15 protein-coding genes are annotated in these 14,812 nt (G+C 56.4%); 2 read left to right on the top strand and 13 right to left on the bottom strand.

Annotated elements, in window-relative coordinates; all coding sequences use genetic code 11:
• Window positions 1-5 precede the first annotated feature (5 nt).
• The 8 genes from DC3_RS07310 to DC3_RS07275 all read right to left on the bottom strand — a co-directional run bounded on the left by DC3_RS07310 (window position 6) and on the right by DC3_RS07275 (window position 6,485).
• Window positions 6-584 carry a V-type ATP synthase subunit E gene (locus tag DC3_RS07310; protein ID WP_146883528.1) on the bottom strand — a complete coding sequence of 193 codons (579 nt, stop codon included), beginning with the start codon at window positions 582-584 and terminating at the stop codon, window positions 6-8.
• Between the two features lie 48 nt (window positions 585-632).
• Entirely contained in the window at window positions 633-920 is a 288-nt protein-coding gene (locus tag DC3_RS07305; RefSeq protein ID WP_146883526.1) for an ATP synthase subunit C-like protein, read from the bottom strand.
• 17 nt (window positions 921-937) lie between these two features.
• The gene (locus tag DC3_RS07300; RefSeq protein WP_246130587.1) at window positions 938-2,965 is read right to left on the bottom strand and encodes a V-type ATP synthase subunit I; all 2,028 of its coding nucleotides are present in this window, start codon (window positions 2,963-2,965) and stop codon (window positions 938-940) included.
• Entirely contained in the window at window positions 2,962-3,282 is a 321-nt protein-coding gene (locus DC3_RS07295) for a V-type ATPase subunit subunit G family protein (protein WP_146883524.1), read from the bottom strand. The genes DC3_RS07300 and DC3_RS07295 overlap by 4 nt, the downstream gene beginning before the upstream one ends.
• Before the next feature lie 547 nt (window positions 3,283-3,829).
• A complete protein-coding gene (locus DC3_RS07290) occupies window positions 3,830-4,438 on the bottom strand; it encodes a DedA family protein (RefSeq protein ID WP_146883522.1) in 609 nt (202 codons plus the stop codon).
• A 41-nt stretch (window positions 4,439-4,479) separates the two neighbouring features.
• Window positions 4,480-5,505, bottom strand: a complete 1,026-nt coding sequence (locus tag DC3_RS07285) for an alpha/beta hydrolase family protein (RefSeq protein WP_146883520.1) — start codon at window positions 5,503-5,505, stop codon at window positions 4,480-4,482.
• 156 nt (window positions 5,506-5,661) lie between these two features.
• Window positions 5,662-6,054 (bottom strand): hypothetical protein, encoded by a 393-nt coding sequence (locus DC3_RS07280; RefSeq protein ID WP_146883518.1) that lies wholly within the window; start codon window positions 6,052-6,054, stop codon window positions 5,662-5,664.
• A gap of 53 nt (window positions 6,055-6,107) precedes the next feature.
• Window positions 6,108-6,485, bottom strand: coding sequence for a hypothetical protein (locus tag DC3_RS07275; RefSeq protein ID WP_146883516.1), 378 nt, complete (start codon window positions 6,483-6,485; stop codon window positions 6,108-6,110).
• 255 nt (window positions 6,486-6,740) lie between these two features.
• Here DC3_RS07275 and dnaE point away from each other — a divergent pair, with 255 nt between their 5' ends.
• Entirely contained in the window at window positions 6,741-10,706 is a 3,966-nt protein-coding gene (gene dnaE, locus DC3_RS07270; RefSeq protein WP_146883513.1) for a DNA polymerase III subunit alpha, read from the top strand.
• A gap of 103 nt (window positions 10,707-10,809) precedes the next feature.
• Here dnaE and DC3_RS07265 read toward each other — a convergent pair whose 3' ends face one another.
• The 5 genes from DC3_RS07265 to DC3_RS07245 form a co-directional block, all read right to left on the bottom strand.
• Window positions 10,810-11,352, bottom strand: coding sequence for a hypothetical protein (locus tag DC3_RS07265; RefSeq protein ID WP_146883511.1), 543 nt, complete (start codon window positions 11,350-11,352; stop codon window positions 10,810-10,812).
• A gap of 203 nt (window positions 11,353-11,555) precedes the next feature.
• Window positions 11,556-12,395, bottom strand: coding sequence for a hypothetical protein (locus tag DC3_RS07260; protein ID WP_146883510.1), 840 nt, complete (start codon window positions 12,393-12,395; stop codon window positions 11,556-11,558).
• A 157-nt stretch (window positions 12,396-12,552) separates the two neighbouring features.
• On the bottom strand, window positions 12,553-12,900 hold the full coding sequence (locus DC3_RS07255) for a cupin domain-containing protein (protein ID WP_146883508.1): 348 nt from the start codon (window positions 12,898-12,900) through the stop codon (window positions 12,553-12,555).
• Window positions 12,901-12,932: 32 nt separating this feature from the next.
• On the bottom strand, window positions 12,933-13,145 hold the full coding sequence (locus tag DC3_RS07250; protein ID WP_146883506.1) for a hypothetical protein: 213 nt from the start codon (window positions 13,143-13,145) through the stop codon (window positions 12,933-12,935).
• 81 nt (window positions 13,146-13,226) lie between these two features.
• Window positions 13,227-13,547: an ArsR/SmtB family transcription factor gene (locus DC3_RS07245; RefSeq protein ID WP_146883504.1), complete on the bottom strand. Its 321-nt coding sequence runs from the start codon at window positions 13,545-13,547 to the stop codon at window positions 13,227-13,229.
• Between the two features lie 84 nt (window positions 13,548-13,631).
• On the opposite strand from DC3_RS07245, the gene solA reads away from it, so the two are divergent.
• A complete protein-coding gene (gene solA, locus DC3_RS07240; RefSeq protein ID WP_146883502.1) occupies window positions 13,632-14,717 on the top strand; it encodes an N-methyl-L-tryptophan oxidase in 1,086 nt (361 codons plus the stop codon).
• Window positions 14,718-14,812 lie beyond the last annotated feature (95 nt).

The raw sequence follows: 14,812 nt of genomic DNA, 5'->3' as shown, positions 1-14,812 counted from the left end.
CCTCCTTATTCGGCGAGAACGCGGGCCACCTGAGAAGCAAGGCTGTCGCGACTTTGAGCGAGGCGTCCAAGAAGGGTGTTCTGCACACTGGTGCGGCCACCTCTGGCCACCAGACGCACGCCGGTCTGAATCTGGTCGTTGCCACGAACGGTGGCGGTGATGCCCAGATCTGCCAGCACATCCTGGGCCAGCAGCAGGTCGGCGGGGTTCACCTCGACGGCTTCAGGCTCAGCAATGGCTCCTCTGGCTTCCTCGATGAGCTTCCCGAGGATCGTGCGGTACTCAGCAGACTGGCTGTTCGCGAGGTCGCGAATTTTTTGTTCTGCCTCGACGAAAGCGCGCTTTTGCACGCTGTCGGCTGCTGAGAGGCGGAGTGCTGCAACTTCAAGACTTGCAGCACTCTTCGCCCGCACGACTCCCGCATTAAATTCACCTTCGAGGGCACGCTTGCGGCTTTCGAGCAGACCCTGGGCCTGCTCTTTGGCCTGGTTCACGATCTCAGCGGCTTTCTCCTGGGATTGCCGTTTGATCTGAGCGATTTCCTCGCGGACTTCAGTTTCGAGAATCGATGCTAGGTTTGACATTCATGGTCTCCAGGTTCCTGCGGGGGCCGTGTGGTCCCCACACGGCTTTTAGCCGTTGAGGATGAACATGCCCACGAAGCCGAAGATCACCAGAGACTCGGGAATCACGAACAGAATCAGCATGGTACCGAATTTTTCAGGGCTTTCGGCAATCACGCCAGCAGCAGCGGAACCCACGCGGCCCTGGGCCAGACCGGTACCGATGGCACCGAGACCGACGGCGAGACCTGCACCGATGGCTTTGAGTCCGGCGACAAGGGCGTCACCGTTAGCTTCCTGGGCGAATGCGATGCTAGCGAGGGCAAAAGCAGCGAGAATGGTAGCCAGTTTCTTCATGTGTTTCCTCCGGAAATTTACTTTTGTCTGCTGAGTTTTCTCAGCGGATTGTAGCGAGGGCCGGTCTCGGTGTAGAAACCGGTGGGGTTTAAGAATTCCACGTAATTCAAACGCAGAGGCTGCATCACGTGACCAATGATGGTGAGGGCAATCGCGAAGGCGTGAACCAGCAGGGCAGCCACAACGCCAAGGATGGCACCGATGAAGCCCATGCTCTTGTACATGCCCCAGCCCACGTCGGTGGCGAGGTTGGCCAGCAGAGCGGAAGCCAGACCCACAGCGAAAAGACGGCTGAAGCTGATGATGTTTCCGCCCTGGGACAGGATTTCCATGAACATCAGGTAGACCCCTGAGCGGAAGACCCCGATCAGGAAGATCAGGAAGCCCAGCAGCATGACCAGCACGCGCCAGTCACCAAGGACATTGCCCAGTGCGCCGAAGTTTTTACCGGCTTCGGAGATCCAGGCCAGCAGCACCAGACCAATCAGACCGCCAACCATCCCCAGGCCTTCCCAGCCGTGGCTGGCATGGCCGTGCTTGAAGCTGACCTGGGCTTTGAGGCCCCAGCTCCACAGCAGGAAGATGATTCCCATGAACAGGGTGTGCAGCATGACGGTGGTGGCGAAAGCAGAGTCCACCCGGGGGTAGAGAATCGGGAAGGAAACTGCAGCATGGTGGGCTTCGGCATGGTGGGACAGGGTGACGCCCCAGATCTGTTTGGTCAGCGCGGGATCAATGTAAAAGATGCCGAGGTGCTCAAAGAAGTTGCCGAAGAACTCTCCGGTGAGGAAGCCCCACAGAATGGCCCAGACGCTCATGGTGGTGAGCACGGTGGCGACATTCTTCAGGGTTTTGGGGTCAAGGACAATGCCCATGAACCCGATGGTGATGCTCTTGCCAGCTCTGGCCTGCCCCATGGCCCATATGGAGAGGGCAAGGAACAAGAGTCCCAGTCCGATGTCTGCGATCACGAAACCGAAGAACAGGGGGAAGAACACCGTCACGATCCAGCTGGGATCGAAGGTGCCGTATTTGGGAGGCTGAGAGACGTTCAGCAGGAACTCAAAGTTTTGCACGAAGCTGTTGTTTTTGAGTTTAACGGGAACGTTTTCAGCGTGGTGCTCGTCTGCAGCCTGCATTTCTACAGCCACATCGAACTGCTTGAGTGCGTTTTGCAGCTCGCTGGCGTTGTCTGCAGGAACGAAGCCCTGCAAGACCATGCCGTAACGGCCACGGGCACTCTGCACCTGCACTTCGAAAGCGGTGACCCGATCTCTGAGGGCGTCCCGGATGGCGGCAAGGGTGCTGCCATGCTGGTGTGCCAGACCGTTGACCTGGTCCCGGATGCGTTGAATCTGACCCGGAGCTTCGCGGTTCACCCGGTCCATTTCGCGGGCAGCATCCCCGAGGGGCATCCCGTCGAAACGGCCAGGCAGGCGGAGTTCGCCCACACGGGCTCTGGAGAGAGCCTGACGGGCCACATCACGGTCCTGGTTTTTGACCACAACAACGCCAGCGCGCAGATTGCCAACGTTCTTGAAGTCCATGGCAAACCGGTCCTTGAGGTCGCTTTGCAGGGTTTGTTGCAGGAGACCAGCGTCCTGCTTGGCGTCCAGGGTGAAGGGAATCACACTGAGACGTCTGGAGGCGTCGAGTCCCTGAGCGACTTCTGCCAGGGCCTTCACCACATCTGCGAAGGACTGGGCCAGAGAAAGGTCTGACTCCAGTGCTGTGCGCTCATGGGTGAGGACTCCGGTTTCTTTTGCCACAGCCTCAACAGTGCTGACCCAGTTGGCTTCTGCAGGCAGAGGGCCACTGGGGAGAACGGGATTTCCGAGTTCACCCAGGGTGGTGTCCACGCGGGCGAGCAGGCGCTCCGTGTTTTTACGGTCTTCAGCGTCCTGCCCGGTCAGGGCTCCGGTGGAAAGTTCCTGGGTCTCTACGGGGGTGATGTGAAGCACTCCGGCATCCTGCAGGGCAGAAATCAGTCGCCTTGCATCGCTCTTGCGAGCGGCAATGGTGACTTGCTGCATTTTTGCGATCACGGGAGTACCGCCTTCAAGATGAGATCCACAGCCTGATCCACACGCCCTGCGGCGCGGGTTCTCTCGGCTTCAACTGATGCATGTGCAGCTTCACGCTCCGCATTGCGGATGCGTTCCTGCTCGGCTGTCAGTCGTTGCGCATTGTTGGTTGCCAGCTGTCTTGCCACGGTTTCGGCTTCGGACAGAATGCGTTTTGCTTCTGCTTCGGCGTTCTCGATGGTGCGCTTGGCTTCCGTCTGGGCTGCTTCGATCTCAGCTGCGAGCGCACGCTCCTTCTGAGCGAGTTCGCTGATGATTCGACCACTCGACGCTTCCAAACCTCTCCTCCTTTCCGTAATGAACGGACCGGGTCGCATATTTTGGCAATTGCGATGTCCCGATCGCGCTGAGTCTAAATTGTGGTGAAAGCTTGATGTAAGTTAAGGCTCAAGCCCCGCAAAAAGAGTACCATAGCGGCCTAGGGGTGTAAACCTTTCCTCTAGCACACAAAATTGCTTTTGGTGCCTCCTCTGCTGCGCCCTTCAATTGTAGGTGGGGCCACTCGGGACTCTTGTCCTTGCGCACTTTGTGCAAAGTCTCTCAAGCGGTAACAGTCTGGATTGCAGATGTCTCTCTGCGCCTGACACACAAAAAGCGACATGTGGGGTTGCCTAAACAATACAGGGTTTCATGGGTGGGTGAAGGGGAAATGAAAGCCTGCAACAAAGAACGCTGAGCCGAGGGCCCAGGGCCGAGAGCCGAGAGCAAAAAGTTTCCAGGGGCAATGATCAAAAACCAGCGAAACGCTGAGTTTAGAGCACTGCCAACAAGATGAATCTCACAGAGGATTCGCCAAGAGCAAAAGCGCTGGCCTGTTGACTGCCTTTAGCTCTCGGCCCTGGACTCTCGGCCCTCGGCCCTTTTTTTCTTCCTGAGCATGAACACCACACTGACCACCCCCACGAGCACGCACACCCCGATGATGATGAGTTGATACTGCTGCCACCACTTCAGGAAAGCCTCTCCGGATTTCCAGAGACCATACTGCCAGACGGCCACCCACAAAAAAGCCCCGATCAGGCTGAAAACGGTGTACCGTCTGAGGCTCATTCCGGCGGCACCTGCATAAAGAATAAAAGGTGTGCGCAAAAAACCCAGCCAGCGGCTGAGGATGATCACCCAGAAGTCGTACTTCTCGTACCAGCGTTTGACGTCTTTCAATTTGATGGCGTTGCGGGCTTTTTCTGGAAGATAAGCCGCAATTTTATGTCCGAAGACGTAACCCAGCACATTGCCCATCCAGTTCCCCAGGGTTCCCCACAGCACAGCTTCCCAGAAAGTGGTTTTCTGGGCATGGATGAGCAGGCCTTCCGTGATCCACAGCAACTCAAAGGGAATTCCTGGCACCCCGATGCCCTCGATCAGCAGCACCACAAAAAGCAGTCCGTGCAATAAAAAAGGGTTGAGGCTCAAGAGCCAGTCGGGCAGGGGCACTTCACCAGACTAGCAGCAAACCCTAAGGACGTTGTGGGAGCTCAGGGCAATGGGGCCACGGTCCGCAGGAAATCCTGCACGGTCTTCCACATGTGTGCTGTGCTGGTGTGGTGCAGGTCATAGTAGGTCACAAAGACATCCTGATTTTTGAAGTCCTGAGGCTTGAATTCTGGAAGTTTGAAGGCGGGTTTTCCTTCACCCTCACAAACATAGCGTTGCTGCAGGGGTGGATTGGGGGCACCATTGCGGGCCAGATGGACCACCTCCACCATCTTTCCTGCTTTTTTGCGCACAGAAAGCAGGTCACACTGCTGTTTGTAAGGAATCAGAGGGTCCTGGGCAGCAATCAGGTTGAGGATGGGGGCATTCACCTGGGGTGCTGCGGCAATGGGACGACGTTTTTCATACTGCTCCGGTGCTTCTTCTGGCGTTCCACCAAAAATCTCGAACCAGCGAGATAGCGCATCGGGACGGGTGGCCCGCAAAATGCGGATCTGCTGGGCAAAATCCATCGGGGTCACCAGAATGGCCACACCTTTGACATCCTTTTGCTGGGCTGCAGCTTTCAGGGCAATGCATCCCCCCAGACTGACGCCCACATGAACCACACCCTGCGTCTTCAGGCGGTCCTGCACCACCTGTTTCAGGGCCAGAGAGTCGTTGACCTCCCCGAGGCAGGCCTCCACCTTGCCCTCACTTCTCCCCTGCCCCCTGTAGGCACTCTGGGCAATGACATACCCCATCTGGGCGTATTCATTGCACTTTCTGGGATCGGTCTCGGTGTCAAAGCCGCCATGTTCCAGCATCAGGAGGGGGGTTCCCGCTTTCAGGTTCTGGGGAGCACACACCAGAGCATCAATCTTCAGGCCCTCACTCAGGTACGTGACCTGGCTCAGGTTGAGCTTGCCCTGCTTCACGGTGCGCCACTCTGCCTGATGGATGTCTTTCTCAGGGGTGACTTTCTGGGTTTTCTCCTGCACGGTGCGGCTCTGGTTCTGCTGGGATTTTCGTTCCACCTCACATCCGGTGAGCAGCAAACAGAGGGCCAGAGACATCAAGATGCGCATGGTGCATAAAGTATAACGGGCCTTGAATGAAAGAGATGCCAGTTCATTCAAGGGCAGCAAATGCAAACATCAAACAGAAAATCCCACAGTGCTCCAGAATACGCTTCTGAAAAGCAGGTCTGGCCTCCACAGTGAGGAGAGAAACTGAAACCCACCTCATCCCACAACAACATGACGTGAAGTGCTGAAGCCTGAAGGTTTCAGGCGCTCGTCCACCCACCAGAAGAGCAGGGCAGCCACCACACCCAGCCAGCCAAAATAAGGACCTGCAAACCACAGGAACAGGGCTCCCCCAAACATGTGAATGACCAGAGCAGTGGTTTCCCTGGGAAAGCGGCTTCTGGGAGACAGCCAGTCCGAAAGACCCGTGACCAGAAACCCAGGAATGAACCCATAAATGGGTGCAAAAAAAGCCGTCAGGCCAAAGACCGCAAAGGACTCTTTCCATGTTCCATCCAGGCGGGTGAGAACGCCCATCAGGAAGGCAATCACCAGGGAAGCGACGAGCAGGGCCAGCAATTTTCTTCCAAACCATCTCCAGAACACCATGTGTTCAGGTTAGCGTCCAGTTTTCAGAATCCCTCCAAATTGGACACATCTGTTCATTTCTCGGGAGGACGCACGGCAGAATGGCGGATGCGCTCATCCAGCCACCAGAAGACCACCATCAGGAACACCACAAAGGGAATACCCTGCCAGGTCCGCACAGCCAGGAAAGCCAGCACAGCCCCCAGCAACACATGCACCAGCAAAGCCATCCACTTTCTGCGTGCTCCAAATCTGGGCGTCCACCCATCAGAAAGCCTGGAAATCAGGAGCACGGGCAGGCTGCCAAAAATCACAATGCCCAGACCCACAAAAAGCGCTCCAGACTGGGCCTCTTCAAGGTCCGGGCGAAGTTTCAACAGGAAGGTCAGCAAAACCACCGAGGCAAAAGCTGCCCCCAGAAGGGCGAGGAGTTTCTGTTTGAGCCACTGCACAGGGTCAAGATAACATGGAGCAGCTTGCCTGAGAGAAGAACACTGCAGAGGTCGTTGCAGAAGGCAGAAAGCAGAAGGCAAAGGTTGATGGGGTCCACTGCTTGTTATTTTCCATGGTCATCTCCAGACATGCTGAAGCAGAAGCGATTTGAATGCCTTCTGCCTTCTGCTCCTCCTGAGCATTACGCCCACAAACGAAAATCCAACGTTGTGTTGCCCACCATCTGAAATCAAGGGTGGGGTAAACTGTGTGTCATGTCGCATGACCCCTGCATTGATCCGAACTGTTCCAGCTGTACACCCCGCAAGTTTGCCCACCTGCACCAGCACACCCAGTATTCTTTGCTGGATGGTGCGGCCAAACTGAAGGACCTGCTGAAATGGGTCAAGGAGGTCACCCCCAATGATCCAGCCTGTGCCATCACCGACCACGGCAACATGCACGGGGCCGTACATTTCTTCAATTATGCCCAGCAGATGGGGGTCAAACCCATCATCGGGTATGAGGCCTATGTGGTTCCAGGAATGGGCACCCGCAGAGACAAGAAGCCCGGCCAGAGCGGAGAGAAGGGCATTTTTCACCTGACGTTGCTGGCCCGGGATTTCGAGGGGTACCAGAACCTGTGCCGTCTGACTTCCAGGGGTTACACCGAAGGCTATTACTACAAGCCTCGGATTGACCATGAACTCTTGATGGAGCACCACAAGGGCATCATTGCCTTCTCCGGGTGCCTGGGGGCAGAAGTGCCTCAACTGATCATGCAGGACCGTCTGGAACAGGCCAAAGAGCGCCTGTTGTGGTACCAGAACCTTTTCAAAGAGAATTACTTCATTGAGGTGCAGGACCACGGGATTCCCGAGCAGGTGCGGGTGAATGAGATCCTGAGAACCTGGGCAAAAGAGCTTGGCATTGGGATGGTTGCGACCAACGATGGGCACTACGTGAAGCGCGAGGACGCCAAACCCCACGATGCCCTGCTGGCCATTCAGACCAAAGCCACCCTGGCAGACGAGAACCGCTTCAAGTTCCCCTGCGAGGAGTTCTACGTCAAGAGCCTCGATGAAATGCAGCAGGCCCTCCCTGTGGATGTTTGGGGTGAGGAGCCCTTTGACAACACCGCCGAAATTGCCCGCATGTGCAATGTGGAGTTGCCTGTAGGTAAAAAGCGCGTATACCAGATGCCTGCCCTCCCCATCCCTGAAGGCCGCACCATGTCCGAGGAACTCCGGGTGCAGACCTACCGGGGCATGATGAAACGCTACCCCGAGCATCTGACCGAGCCCCTGATCCGGGAGTACATCTGCCAGTCCTGGGAGAGGGCACAGCAGCCTGAAGTTCTGAAAGCCTACTACCAGTCCCTCTATGAACCCAGATTGGATGGAGAGAAATTCACTGAAGCGAAGTTTGAAGCCATTGATTTTGCAGGTCACACCAGCAAACTGAAAAAACGCCTCCCGAACTTCCATCCCCAGACTGCTGAGTTTGAGACGTTGTACGCAGCAATGGCTTTCATGGGCTCCCTCTGGGAGGACCTGGGCAAAGCTGTGGGCGAAAAATACACCAAATACCCTGCCCTTGAAGAGATGGAACAGCGCTGCAAAGACGGCGAGTGCATGGAGGGGTTCACCAAAGCGCAGTATGACCATGCCCTGGTGCTCCTCAGGCGTGCGGAATACGAACTGTCCGTGATCAACAACATGGGCTTCCCGGATTACTTCCTGATCGTGGCCGACTACATCAACTGGGCCAAGGACCATGACATTTCCGTGGGACCCGGACGTGGATCGGGAGCAGGATCTCTCGTTGCCTACGCCATCCGCATCACCAACCTTGATCCTCTGGAGTTTGAACTGCTCTTCGAGCGCTTCCTGAACCCGGACCGCATCTCCATGCCTGACTTTGACATCGACTTCAACGATCAGAGGCGTGAAGAGGTGATTGCGTACGTCCGTGAAAAGTACGGGGATGACAAGGTCGCCCAGATCGCCACCTTCGGAACCATGGCCTCCAAGGCGTGTCTGAAAGACGTGTCCCGTGTGATGGGCGTGGCCTACGCAGATGTGGACAAGGTCTCCAAGCTGATTCCCGTGAAATTCGGCAAGAGCTACTCGCTGGAACAGGCCCGTGAGAGTGTGCCAGACATTCAGGAGATGCTGAAAGCCAACAAGGAACTGGCCGCAGCTTATGAGTTCGCCCAGAAACTTGAAGGCCTGACCCGTCACGCCTCGGTGCACGCCGCAGGGGTGGTGATCGGCAGAGACAACCTCACCGATCTGGTGCCCCTGATGCGGGACAACTCCGGAGAGGGCATCGTCTGCCAGTACGACATGAAAGCCTGCGAGGACATCGGCCTGATCAAGATGGACTTCCTGGGACTGCGCACCCTTTCGTTCCTGGACGAAGCCAGAAAGATCCTCAAGGACTCAAAGCACCTCAACATCAACTTCGATGAGATCCCTTTTGATGATGAGGCCACCTTTGACCTGATGGGACGCGGAGAGTGCAAAGGGATCTTCCAGTTTGAAGGGGGCGGCATTGCCGACGCCACCAGACGCATGAAACCCAAGCGTCTCGCCGATCTGGTCGCCATGTCCGCCCTGTACCGTCCGGGACCCATGGAGAACATCCCGACCTACATCCGACGCCACCACGGTCAGGAGCCCGTGACCTACCCGGATTTCCCCACTTCTGAAAAATGGCTGGAGCCGATCCTGCGCGAAACCTACGGCATTCCCGTTTATCAGGAACAGATCATGCAGATTGCTTCCACAGTGGCCGGATACTCACTGGGTGGAGCAGATTTGCTGCGACGGGCGATGGGCAAAAAAGATGCCAATGAAATGAAAAACCAGCGCATTTTGTTTGTAAATGGATCTAAAAATAATGGGGTTCCGGAAGATGAAGCAAATAAGCTCTTTGATTTGCTGGAAAAGTTCGCCAATTACGGATTCAATAAAAGTCACAGTGCCGCATATGGCGTAATATCATATCAAACAGCGTGGTTAAAAGCAAACCACCCTGTTGAATTCATGGCTGCCTTGTTGACTGTGGAACGCCGTGATTCAGACAAAGTGGCCGAATACGTGAATGATGCCCGCAAGATGGGTGTGGTGGTGCTTCCTCCAGACATCAACCACTCTGGCGCAGACTTCAAAGTGGTTAAGGGCCAGATCTACTTCGGTCTGTATGCCATCAAGGGCCTCGGTGAGAACGCAGTGGAGTTCATTCTGGCCGAGCGTGCCAACCACGGACCCTACAAATCCCTGCCCGATTTCTGCAAGCGGGTGTCTTCCAAAACCGCGAACCGCAAAGCACTGGAAAACCTGATCAAGGCCGGAGCGTTCGACATGTTTGGGGACCGCAAGGCCCTGCTGGAATCCCTGGAAGAGGCCCTGAGCTTCGGTCAGGCGAGCCAGCAGGACAACGGGATGGATTCGCTGTTCGGGGCAGCAACCACCATGCCCGAGCCCAAACTGAAGCAGGTGGAACCCTTCACCGAACTGGAAAAACTGGCTGCAGAGAAAGAAGCCCTGGGCCTCTACATCTCCGGTCACCCTCTGGAGCAGTATGAAGGTCTCAGAGAAGCCGCAAGCTGCACCATCCTGAACTACGAAAACTACTTCCAGCAAAACCGCCCGAACAATGGCCGCCTGAAAGTGGTGCTCGCAGGCATGCTGGAAGCCATCGTCAAGAAACCCACCAAATCCGGAGGCATGATGGCCAAATTCAACCTCGCCGATGAATCCGGAGTGATTGAACTGGTGGCCTTCAGCAAAGCCTACGATCGGGTTCAGCACAAACTGATCCCCGACTCCCCTGCACTGGTGATCGTCGATCTGGAAGACTCCGAGGGCTCCATCCGGGCCATTGCCGAGGAGATCGTCACCATCGACAGTCTGGTGGATGTGCCCAAGGTGGCCTGGCTGAACCTGGACCTCGACCAGACCGACAACGACGCCCTGCGTGAACTGGCAAGCTTCATGGACGAGTACGCTGGCAACCTCCCGGTGCGCATGAAAGTTTCCGGGAATGGCATGTTCGCCAGTCTGGAAGTCTCCGGAATGAAGCTCTCCAGTGAGGGCATCCGGGCGCTGAGCAGCACCTTCAAATGGGTGGAGGCCTCGGTGGCCTACGACAACTCGACCATCCTCAGCAAGTTTGCCCCCAAACCCAGATGGCAGGGCAACAATGGGGGCGGGTTCCAGAGCCATCAGGCCTGAAACAGGCAGCATTGAAAGAAAGGGAAGCGTGCGCGCTTCCCTTTTTGATTCCCCTGAGTGCCAGATCTGCACATGAACAAGAGAATATGTCACTCAGGGGGATTCAAAAACTGAGTGCTGCTCCTGCGGGTGTTGCAGAGGCAGAACCTGAGACCATGCCCATCAGGAGACCACGGCTGAAGGCCTCTGTGGCTTTGCGGTCAGGTTTTGCTTCCAGCATGGGACGCAGGGTGCGGCAGGCGGTCATCACATCCTCGAAGGTGTAGACCTTCTGCCAGAAAAACTCGATGTGGCTGCTCAGGTGCTGCAACGGCAACACTTGCACGCCTTGCACCACGCCTCCATTGATGTCCTGCTTGAAGACGATCAGGGGTTTGACTTTCATTTTGAGGACACCTTCAAGGCGCCTGGTCGCTCCAAGGTGTTCACGGACCAGATAGTCCTGCAGTTTCCCATCCATGTAGAGGGATTTGTCCTGCACCTTGATTTTTTCCTGGTCCAGGCGTTCCAGAATGCTGAATGCCCCGAAACGGGAGACCAGCACATAGTCGATGTGGAAGCGATCAACGATCACATCCTCGCGGATGTACCACTCATCGGACAGTTCATAGATGGAGTCTGAGACGCTGAGGTGGTGTGTTTTCATGATGGGGCTCTCCTCTTTGAGGCATCCGGCAGGCTTCGCACACAGGCCGGACCCATCAGCGAGGTCTCAGCCTGAACTTACCGGACCATCATGCCTGTCAATTGTCTGAGCTTTGCAATGCACCATCACGAAAATGTAAGGAAATCCAAAAGAAACAGCACCGGGTCCGAAAACCTGGTGCTGCACTCGAAAGCGTGTGAAAATCAGTCGCGCTTTTTGCCCCAGCCATGGTCCTTGCGGGCACGGGGCTTGAAGGTGTCTTCGCCTTCCTTGCGCTCAGGACGGCCTTCGGCTCTGGGGCGGAAACCACCCTCGCCACGGTCGTTGCCACGGAAACCGCCACGGTCCCCGCCTTCGCGGTTGCCACGGAAGCCACCACGGTCGCTGGTGGGACGATCCCCACGATCACTGCGGAAACCACCACGGTCCCCTGAAGGACGGTCGCCGCCACGGTCACCACGGTCAGAACGCTCTCCGGTGCGGAAGTCCCGACCTTCATCGCGGGGTCTGCGGTCGCCCCAGCTGCGCTCACCACGGAAGTTGTCATCGCGGCCACGGAATCCGCCACGGTCGCCGCCACGGTCGCCACCACGGTCGCCACGATCAAAGGAGCGCTCGCCACGGTCACCACCGCGGTCGAAGGAACGCTCACCACGGTCACTGCGGAAACCGCCACGGTCCCCACCTTCACGGTTGCCACGGAAGCCACCGCGGTCTCCTCCACGGTCAAAAGAACGCTCGCCACGGTCGCCACGATCCCCACGGAAACCACCACGGTCACCGCGGTCAAAGGAACGCTCGCCACGGTCGCTGCGCTCAAAAGAACGCTCGGGTTTGCGGCCTTCCAGTGCTTTTTTCAGTTCAGCAATTTCGCGCCCCTGGGCGGCGACCTGCTCTTTCAAAGCGGCAATTTCCGCGAAAATCTCGTCTAAACTCTGGTATTCCCCTTCTTCCAGATCTGCTTCGGTGTCCTCATCAATTTCGCCAGCTTCAATGGCGTCGATGAGTTCGTGCAGGCTCTCGGGGCTGTTCTCTTTGGTCATGCTGTGATCCTTCCCACCTGGGATTCAGGCGAAATGTGCATCAAAGGCACATTCCTACAGTGTACCTTATCCGGGCAGACCAAAATGGCTGATTTTCCAAGAATGCCGAGAGCCTCAGCTTTGTATTTGCCCTCGGCTCTCGGCCTTGGGCCCTCGGCTACTTCCCTTCCAGTGCAGCCAGCTTCTCCTGCAAATCCGTGCGGGCAGGTGAGAAGGCCTCGATCACCACGGTGTCGGTCAGGGCTTTTGCACTGTGGAAGGCGTTGGAGGGGACAAAGACCACCTGTCCAGCGGTCAGGACCTGAACTTCACCTTCAAGTTCGTATTCAAGCTCGCCAGAGACCACCAGGGTCAGCTGTTCGTGGATGTGGTTGTGTCTGGGGGCAATTTTGCCAGCTTCGAGCTGGATGTGCAGCAGGGTGGTGTTCTCTCCGCTGAAGGGGCGCACGTGGAAGCCTTCGGCAGGATTCAGGTGAACATTGGTGAAAAGGTTGTCGGTTTTCATGCGGGTTCATTCTAACCCGTAACCCAGGGGCTTCAGGAAGCTTTGAAGTGCTGTTCGGGATACACCACCATCACACGGGCTTTGCCTTCGATGAGGTCAGCGAGGGTTCTGAGGGTGTGGGCAGCCATGAGCCGCAGGGGTGAGGGGGTGATCTGGGTGTGCAGTTGGTGGACTTTCAGGTCTGTGAGGTGGTCCTGGTAACGGTCCCGAACTTCAATCTGGCGCATATCTTGCAGGTCTGACATGGGAGATTCCTTTCGCGGTCTGGGCATGAGGGGAGGTGGGAAGATCCTGATGGATCTTCCTGCAGGGCGGTCTGGGTGAGGTCAGCTTTCGCAGCTGGGAACGTTCTGGTACTGCTCCAGAAACTGGGTGAGGGGCTTGAAGCCTTCACCGTTCAGGGAGAAATAGACGGTGTTGCCTTCGCGGGTCGAGGTGACCAGTCCGGCTTCCACCAGGACTTTCATGTGGTGGCTGACGGTGGGCTGGGTGAGCCCGAGCGACTGGCTGATGCTGATGCCGTAGCAGGTGGGGTCTTCGGGGTCCTTTTCGCAATCTTCTTTGTCGCAGATGGACCGCAGCAGTTCAATGATCTTGAGGCGTGTGGGGTCTGCGAGGGCCTTGAGTTTGAGCAGCACCTCGTCCATGTCTATAGACTATCATCTAATTAGATGTCTGTCTATATAGATGGGCATCTAATCTGAAAGGGTATACTCGGTCCAGAGGTGAACATGACCCAGATCCTCATCATCGGAGCAGGTTTGAACGGACTGTCCTGTGCTTACGCCGCCTGGAAACAGGGCCATCAGGTCACTGTCATTGAACAGTTTTCACTGGGCCACACGCTGGGCAGCAGTCATGGAGAATCCCGCATCATCCGGTATTCTTATGATTCCCCGGAATATGTCAGGCTGGCAAAACGGGCATATGCCCTGTGGCAGGAACTGGAAGACCATCTGGGCATGCAGGTGTTGCATCTGGGAGGTGGGATCGACATCGCGCCAGCAGAACATCCCCTCCTGAAAAAACACATGGCTGCACTGGATGCAGAGCAGATCCCTCATGAACTTCTCTCTGCTGCAGCAGCGATGGAACGCTTTCCCCAGTTCCACATTCCAGAAAATGAAGCTGTGCTTTACCAGAAAGACGCAGGCATCCTGAAACCCGATGACCTGCTGCCTGCTCTGGCCGGATTTCTGCGCGAGCAGGGGGTCAGCATTCAGGAAAACACCCCTGTGCTGGAGATCGATCATGGAAAAGTGGTCACCGAGCGCTGGACGTACACCCCCGATCAGGTGCTGGTCTGTGCAGGGGCCTGGATGAATGCACTCCTGCCCTCTCCTCTGCCCCTGCAGGCCACCCAGGAACAGGTGTCCTACCATGCAGCTCCAGACAGCAGATTCCATTTCCCAGCGATGCCTGTGGTGATTGATCTGGTGCGTGGTCCTTATGGTTTTCCACAACTGGGCAAACCCGGTGTGAAATTTGGTCTGCACCACCAGGGACCTGAAGTGACTCCTCAGACCCGCACTTTTGAGCCCAATCCTGCCCTGCTGCAAAAAATGGGCCACTGGCTGGAAACTTTCATGCCTGAAGTTTCTCCTGAACCCTCTGAAGTGGTCACCTGCCTGTACACCAGCACCCCGGACGAAAACTTTGTGATTGATCGGGTGACGCCGAAAACCACAGTGGTTTCTGCCTGCTCTGGACACGGGTTCAAATTTGGTCCTGCCACCGGAGAGCTTGCCCTGCAAAGGGCCTTTCAGGAAAGTAACGCTTTTCCAGAGTTTTTTCTGGCAGATTTCCAGCAGGAATAAACACCCCTGGAGATTCGCAGGAGACCCTTGAGTCTCCTGTTTTTTGTTGCAGGGGATTGAGACTCTTCTCCTGCTGCCTGTGGCTCCTCTGCCCG

This window comes from Deinococcus cellulosilyticus NBRC 106333 = KACC 11606 (assembly GCF_007990775.1).
GTDB lineage: Bacteria > Deinococcota > Deinococci > Deinococcales > Deinococcaceae > Deinococcus_C > Deinococcus_C cellulosilyticus.
The sequence above is the reverse complement of the archived record's forward strand: the minus strand, read 5'-3'. Positions and strand labels throughout refer to the sequence as shown.

Excerpts from the sequence above, each read along its gene's own strand:
- DC3_RS07310 (WP_146883528.1), bottom strand. The coding sequence starts at position 584 with ATGTCAAACCTAGCATCGATTCTCGAAACTGAAGTCCGCGAGGAAATC.
- DC3_RS07305 (WP_146883526.1), bottom strand. The coding sequence starts at position 920 with ATGAAGAAACTGGCTACCATTCTCGCTGCTTTTGCCCTCGCTAGCATC.
- DC3_RS07285 (WP_146883520.1), bottom strand. The coding sequence starts at position 5,505 with ATGCGCATCTTGATGTCTCTGGCCCTCTGTTTGCTGCTCACCGGATGT.
- DC3_RS07280 (WP_146883518.1), bottom strand. The coding sequence starts at position 6,054 with ATGGTGTTCTGGAGATGGTTTGGAAGAAAATTGCTGGCCCTGCTCGTC.
- dnaE (WP_146883513.1), top strand. The coding sequence starts at position 6,741 with ATGTCGCATGACCCCTGCATTGATCCGAACTGTTCCAGCTGTACACCC.
- DC3_RS07265 (WP_146883511.1), bottom strand. The coding sequence starts at position 11,352 with ATGAAAACACACCACCTCAGCGTCTCAGACTCCATCTATGAACTGTCC.
- DC3_RS07260 (WP_146883510.1), bottom strand. The coding sequence starts at position 12,395 with ATGACCAAAGAGAACAGCCCCGAGAGCCTGCACGAACTCATCGACGCC.
- DC3_RS07255 (WP_146883508.1), bottom strand. The coding sequence starts at position 12,900 with ATGAAAACCGACAACCTTTTCACCAATGTTCACCTGAATCCTGCCGAA.
- DC3_RS07250 (WP_146883506.1), bottom strand. The coding sequence starts at position 13,145 with ATGTCAGACCTGCAAGATATGCGCCAGATTGAAGTTCGGGACCGTTAC.
- DC3_RS07245 (WP_146883504.1), bottom strand. The coding sequence starts at position 13,547 with ATGGACGAGGTGCTGCTCAAACTCAAGGCCCTCGCAGACCCCACACGC.
- solA (WP_146883502.1), top strand. The coding sequence starts at position 13,632 with ATGACCCAGATCCTCATCATCGGAGCAGGTTTGAACGGACTGTCCTGT.